The sequence below is a fragment of the Streptomyces anandii JCM 4720 genome, from assembly GCF_014650655.1.
Taxonomy (GTDB): Bacteria; Actinomycetota; Actinomycetes; order Streptomycetales; family Streptomycetaceae; genus Streptomyces; species Streptomyces anandii.
On sequence record NZ_BMVJ01000006.1, the window covers coordinates 105,730 to 111,999 of the forward strand.

At 70.7% G+C, this 6,270-nt stretch carries 6 protein-coding genes and 1 pseudogene; 4 read left to right on the plus strand and 3 right to left on the minus strand.

The window, feature by feature from the left end; translation table 11 throughout:
* A pseudogene (locus IE249_RS37120) lies at positions 1-186 on the plus strand (cation acetate symporter); the annotation flags it as partial.
* Positions 187-214: 28 nt separating this feature from the next.
* On the opposite strand, the gene IE249_RS13240 reads toward IE249_RS37120, so the two are convergent.
* Positions 215-907 carry a response regulator gene (locus tag IE249_RS13240; protein WP_189705012.1) on the minus strand — a complete coding sequence of 231 codons (693 nt, stop codon included), beginning with the start codon at positions 905-907 and terminating at the stop codon, positions 215-217.
* A 161-nt stretch (positions 908-1,068) separates the two neighbouring features.
* Between IE249_RS13240 and IE249_RS13245 the strand changes: the two genes are divergently transcribed.
* The 3 genes from IE249_RS13245 (at position 1,069) to IE249_RS13255 (ending at position 3,911) form a co-directional block, all read left to right on the plus strand.
* Positions 1,069-1,884, plus strand: coding sequence for an ABC transporter ATP-binding protein (locus tag IE249_RS13245; protein ID WP_189705013.1), 816 nt, complete (start codon positions 1,069-1,071; stop codon positions 1,882-1,884).
* Positions 1,874-2,737, plus strand: a complete 864-nt coding sequence (locus IE249_RS13250; RefSeq protein WP_189705014.1) for an ABC transporter permease — start codon at positions 1,874-1,876, stop codon at positions 2,735-2,737. Before IE249_RS13245 ends, IE249_RS13250 begins: the two co-directional genes overlap by 11 nt.
* Before the next feature lie 112 nt (positions 2,738-2,849).
* Positions 2,850-3,911, plus strand: coding sequence for an ABC transporter substrate-binding protein (locus IE249_RS13255; protein ID WP_189705015.1), 1,062 nt, complete (start codon positions 2,850-2,852; stop codon positions 3,909-3,911).
* Positions 3,912-3,965: 54 nt separating this feature from the next.
* On the opposite strand, the gene IE249_RS13260 is transcribed toward IE249_RS13255, so the two are convergent.
* Positions 3,966-4,646 (minus strand): response regulator, encoded by a 681-nt coding sequence (locus IE249_RS13260; protein ID WP_189705016.1) that lies wholly within the window; start codon positions 4,644-4,646, stop codon positions 3,966-3,968.
* Positions 4,643-6,270: ATP-binding protein (locus IE249_RS13265; protein ID WP_189705017.1), on the minus strand; the 1,628-nt coding region annotated here is incomplete at its 5' end. The genes IE249_RS13260 and IE249_RS13265, both read right to left, overlap by 4 nt.

Here is a 6,270-nt window from a genome sequence, read left to right on the forward strand (position 1 = left end):
AGCCCCGACTCGCTCTTCCCCGGCGCCGACTTCCAGTTCTTCCCGCTGCAGAACCCGGGCATCGTCTCCATCCCGCTCGGCTTCCTCGCGGGCTGGCTGGGCACGGTCACTTCGCCCGAACTGCCCGACGCGGCCAAGCACGCCGAGACGGAGGTGCGGTCGCTGACGGGGGCCGGAGCGGTGTGAGCACGGCCCGAGCACGATCCGCCGGGTACTACGGCGCCACCCAGGCGTACCGGTGCTCGGGACGCCCCGTGTCGCCGTAGCGGAGGGACAGGCGCAGCCGGCCGGCCTGTTCGAGGTGGCGCAGGTAGCGCTGGGCCGTGGAGCGGCTCAGCCCCGTCCTCGCCGCGACCTCGTGGGCCGACAGGGGCTGGCCGGCGCGGTGCAGGACCCCGCAGATCAGGTCCGTCGTCGGCTCCGAGTGGCCGCTGGGCAGGCCGGGGGAGGAGGGCGCCGGTGTGGTGCGCAGGGCGCCGAAGATCCGGTCCACCTGCTCCTGCCCCGTGACACCGTGCCCGCCGACCCGGTCGACGGTGCGGCGCAGCGCGGCGTAGGAGTCCAGCCGGGTGCGCAGTGCGGCGAAGGTGAAGGGTTTGACCAGGTAGTGCAGCGCGCCCAGCCGCATCGCCTGCTGTACGGTCGCCACGTCGCCCGCCGCGGTGATCATGATGACGTCGGTGCCGATGCCCTGTTCGCGCATGCGGTGGACGAGTTCCAGCCCCGTCCGGTCGGGCAGGTAGTGGTCGAGCAGGACGAGGTCGACACCCCCGCGCTGTACGGCCGTCAGCGCCTGGGCGGCACTGTGCGCGCGGGCGGCCACCCGGAAGCCGGGAACCTTCCCCACGTATTTCGCGTTTATCTCAGCGACACGGAAGTCGTCGTCGACCACCAGGACGTCAATCATCGGGCCTCTTTCTCCCAAGGCCAGGCGAGCGTTAAGCCCGTGTTTCGGCTCCGTTGTTGTAGCGCGAGCAAAATGAGCACAACAGGTCCTTGCGAGCAAAACAACGGCTTGCGCTCAGAAGACTCCTGCTGTGGCCGCGGCCACATCTACCGTCCCGGGCCATGAGCACAGACACCAGCCCCGCCATCGAGCTACGGGGCGCGAGCAAGACGTTCAGGACCCCGTCAGGGGGCCTGCACACGGCCGTCAGGGACCTCGACCTCACCGTCCGGCGTGGCGAGTTCGTGGCGGTGGTCGGTCCCACCGGCTGCGGCAAGTCGACCACCCTGACCCTTGTCAGCGGACTGGAGGAGCCCACCGAGGGTGATGTGCTGGTGGCCGGCGAGCAGGTCCGCGGCGTCGGCGGCAAGGTCGGTTTCGTCTTCCAGCAGGACGCCACCTTCCCCTGGCGCACGGTGCTGTCCAATGTGATGGCCGGGCCGCGCTTCCGCGGTGTGCCGAAGGCGGAGGCCAAGGAGAAGGCGCGCGCCTGGCTGGCCCGGGTCGGCCTCGCCGCGTTCGAGGACCGCTACCCGCACCAGCTGTCCGGTGGACAGCGCAAGCGTGTCGCCCTCGCCGCCACCTTCGTCAACGACCCCGAGATCCTGCTGATGGACGAGCCCTTCTCGGCCCTCGACGTGCAGACCCGGGCCCTGATGTCGGACGAGCTCCTCGAGCTGTGGGAGGGCACGGGCTCCTCCGTCGTCTTCGTCACCCACGACCTGGAGGAGGCCATCGCGCTCGCCGACCGGGTCGTCGTGATGACCGCCGGTCCCGCGACGGTGAAGCAGGTCTTCGACATCGACCTGCCGCGCCCGCGCAAGGTCGAGCAGGTGCGCCTGGAGTCGCACTTCATCGACATCTACCGGGAGATCTGGGAGTCGCTCGGCGAAGAGGTCCGCATCACGCGCGAGAGGGGTGCCGCTCATGTCGCCTGAGGTGCTCAGCACTCCGGTCGTCGACACGGCCAAGCCGACCGACCGCGCCCAGTCCCGGGCCCGTGCGGCCCGCAAGCGCAAGGCCGTCGTCAGCTCCGCCCGCCTGGTGCTCCTGGTGGCCGTGCTCGGCCTGTGGGAGGTGCTCTCCCGGGCCAAGGTCATCGATCCGTTCAACTTCTCCATGCCTTCGCAGATCTGGGACCAGATCTGGACCTGGATCACGCACGGCACCGCGCTCGGCTCGCTCGGCGAGCAGATCTGGTTCACCCTTCACGAGGCCCTGCTCGGCTGGGCGTTCGGCGTGGTGGCCGGTGTGGTCCTCGGTATCGCGCTCGGCCGCATCGCCTTCCTCGCCGACGTCCTCGGCCCGTACATCAAGGTGCTCAACTCCATACCGAGGATCGTCCTTGCCCCGATCTTCGTGATCTGGTTCGGGCTCGGACCGGCCTCCAAGGTGGCCTCCGCCGTCGTCCTCGTCTTCTTCCCGGTGTTCTTCAACGCCTTCCAGGGCGCTCGCGAGGTGGACCGCAACCTGGTGTCCAACGCGAGGATCCTCGGCGCGAGCGACCGCCGGGTGACGCTCCAGGTGGTCATCCCGTCCGCGACCTCGTGGATCTTCACCAGCCTCCACGTCAGCTTCGGCTTCGCCCTCATCGGCGCCATCGTCGGCGAGTACATCGGCGCCACCAAGGGCATCGGCCTGCTCGTCGCGCAGTCCCAGGGCACCTTCAACGCGGCCGGTGTGTACGCCGCGATGGTCATCCTGGCCGCGGTCGCCCTCGTCGCCGAGGGACTGCTCACCTTCGCCGAGCGCCGCATCTTCCGCTGGAAGCCGGCCGACTCCGGGCACTGAACCGCCCGCCCGGAAGCACACCTCCGGACCACACCCCCCCGCGCCCTGTACCGCACCGTCTTCCCGCAGGCCCTCCGGCCTGCGAGTCATCTCACAAGGACGTGAAACCCTCATGCGCCAGTCCGCCAGATTCATCGCGTCGGCCGCCGCCGGCCTGCTCGCCCTGTCCTCCCTCACCGCCTGCGCCAACGACGCGGCCGGCTCGACGGCCGACACCGGCAGCGGCGGGGGCGGCGGCAAGGGCGAGCACGTCAAGATCATGGTCGGTGGCCTGGACAAGGTCATCTACATGCCCGCGATGCTCACCCAGCGCCTGGGCTACTTCTCGGCGGAGGGCCTGGACGTCGAGCTGCTGAGCGAGCCCGCCGGTGTCCAGGCCGAGACCGCGCTGGTCTCCGGCCAGGTCCAGGGTGCCGTCGGCTTCTACGACCACACCCTCGATCTGCAGGTCAAGGGCAAGTCCGTCGAGTCCGTCGTCCAGTTCTCGCGCGCCCCGGGTGAGGTGGAGGTCGTCTCCAACAAGGCGGCCGGCAAGATCACTTCACCGAAGGACTTCAAGGGCAAGAAGCTCGGCATCACCGGCCTCGGATCCTCGACCGACTTCCTCACCAAGTACCTCGCCGTCAAGAACGGCGTGAAGGTCAGCGAGTTCACCCCGGTCGCCGTGGGCGCCGGACCGACCTTCATCTCCGCCCTCCAGAGGGGCTCCATCGACGGCGGCATGACGACGGACCCGACCGTGGCGACGATCCTGGACAAGAAGGCCGGCACGGTCCTGCTCGACATGCGGACACCGCAGGGATCTCTTGAGGCACTCGGCGGTCCGTACCCGTCGTCAAGCCTGTACATGCAGACGGACTGGGTCAACAGTCACAAGGAGACCGTCCAGAAGCTGGCCAACGCCTTCGTCAAAACGCTCAAGTGGATGTCCACCCACAGCGCCACCGAGATCGCCGACAAGATGCCCGCCGACTACTCGCAGGGCAACAAGTTCCTCTACGCGGCGGCCATCAAGAGCACCCTGCCGATGTTCACCGAGGACGGCGTGATGCCCAAGAACGGCCCCGAGACCGTTGAGAAGGTCCTCAAGGCGTTCAACCCCAACATCAAGAACGCCAAGGTGGACCTCGCCAAGACGTACACCACCGAGTTCGTCGAGAAGGCGACCGGCTGACATCCGTATGCAAGGGGGGACACGGTCTCTTCCCCCGCCCCACGAGCCGTGTCCTCAGGCGCGGGCCGCCCACACGTAACGGTGTTCCGGGCGGCCCGCGTCGCCGTACCTCAGGGTCAGCCGGGCCCGTCCGGCGCGTTCCAGCAGCTTGAGATAGCGCTGGGCGGTCTGCCGGCTCACCCCGGTCCGGTCGGCGACCTCCTGGGCCGACAGCGGCTCCCCGGCCTCCATCAGCGACCGGCGCACCAGCGCGGCGGTGGCGGGGGAGTGCCCCTTGGGCAGCCCGGGCGGCGACGGCGCGGACAGCGCCCCGAAGATCCGGTCCACCTCCGGCTGTTCGGCCTCCCCGCCGCCGTCCAGGGTGCGGCGCAACCGCGCGTACGCCTCCAGCTTGGCCCGCAGCCCCGCGAAGGCGAACGGCTTGACCAGGTACTGCAGCACCCCCTGCCGCATCGCCGACTGCACGGTCGCCACGTCCCGGGCCGCCGTCACCATGATCACGTCGGTCTGGTGGCCGCGTCGCCGCATCTCCCGGACCACGTCGAGGCCCGTCTCGTCGGGCAGGTAGTGGTCCATGAGCACCAGGTCCAGGCGCGGCAGCGTCTCCAGCCGGTGCAGTGCCTCGGCCGCGCTGTGCGCCTCGGCCGCCACACGGAAGCCCGGGACCTTCCCGACGTAGGCCGCGTTGACCCGCGCGACCCGTGCGTCGTCGTCGACGACCAGGACCTCGATCATCGTGCCCGCTCCTCAGCGACGAGGCCGGGGGCGGCCGGCGCGGAGGCGGAGACCGGCTCCACCGGTGCCGGCTTCGCGGGCGCCAGAGCCGCTTCGGCCAGCGCCTCCGGCAGTACGACGGTGAACCGGGCGCCGCCACCGGGCGCCTCGCCCACCGTCACCTCCCCGCCCTGCCGCTCGGCGAGCCTGCGCACCAGGGACAGACCGATGCCGCGTCTGCCGTGCGCGGGCGGCTGCTTGGTCGACCAGCCCTCCGTGAAGATCTGCTCGCGCCGGTCCGCCGGGATGCCTGGACCGGTGTCGGACACCTCCAGGACGGCGGTACGTCCCTCGGTGCGCAATTCGACCTCCACGCGCGCGTGCGGTGTCGCCGCCACGGCGTCCAGGGCGTTGTCCACCAGGTTGCCCACGACCGTCACCAGGCCCCTGGGATCGACCAGCCGGTCCGGCAGCCAGGTGCGGTCCGAGACCCACAGGGCGACGCCGCGCTCTGCGGCCACGGTCGCCTTGCCGACCAGCAGCGCCGCGAGCAGCGGGTCCTGGATCTTCTCGGTGACCTGCTCGGCCGTGGCCCGGTGGTCGCCGACCACCTCCCCGACGAACTCCACGGCGTCGTCGTACATCTCCAGCTCCAGCAGCCCGAGCAGCGTGTGCATGCGGTTGGCGTGCTCGTGGTCCTGCGCGCGCAGGGCGTCGATCAGCCCGCGCGTGGAGTCCAGTTCCCGGCCCAGCTGCTCCAGTTCGGTGCGGTCGCGCAGCGTGGCGACGGCGCCCCCGTCGTCGGTGGGCATGCGGTTGGCGACCAGGACGCGCTGCCCCCGCACGGTCAGCAGATCGGTCCCCGTGACCCGCCCGGCCAGTACGTCGGTCGTACGGCCGCCGCCGAGCGCCTCGTCCAGGGACCGGCCGACCGCCTCGTCGCCGATGCCGAGCAGCCGCCGTGCCTCGTCGTTGAGCAGCCGGATGCGGCCTTCCCTGTCGAGGGCCACCACGCCCTCCCGAATGCCGTGCAGCATCGCCTCCCGCTCGGCGAGCAGCGCCGCGATGTCCGAGAAGGCCAGGTCCCGCGTCTGCCGCTGCACCCGCCGGGAGATCAGCCAGGCGGCCAGCGCGCCGGCGGCCAGCGCGCCCCCCGCGTAGGCGAACAGGCTCGGGATGGTGCCGACGAGCTTGGCGCGCACGCTGTCGTACGCGATGCCGACCGAGACCGCCCCGATGATGTGGTGGCCGGCGTCGTACAGCGGCACCTTGCCGCGCGCGGAGCGGCCCAGGGTGCCGGTGTCGATCTCCATGACCTCCTCGCCGGCGAGCGCCGCGTCGGGGCTCGTCGAGACGTGCTCGCCGATCTGCCATGCGTCCGTGTGAGACCAGCGGGTGCCGTGGGTGTCCATCACCACGATGTACTCGGCGCCCGTGGCCTTCCGGATGCGTTCCGCCTCCTGCTGCACGGGCCCGTCGGCGGTCGGCGCGGTGCTTCGCAGGTTGCGGGCGATCTGCGGGTTCTGCGCGGTGGTCTCGGCGATGGCGAGGGCCCGGCGCATCGCCTGCTCGTCCAGCTGGTGGCTGAGCGGCGCGAGGAACAGCCCGGTCGCGAGCACCGCCACTCCCGCGGCGATCGCCAGTT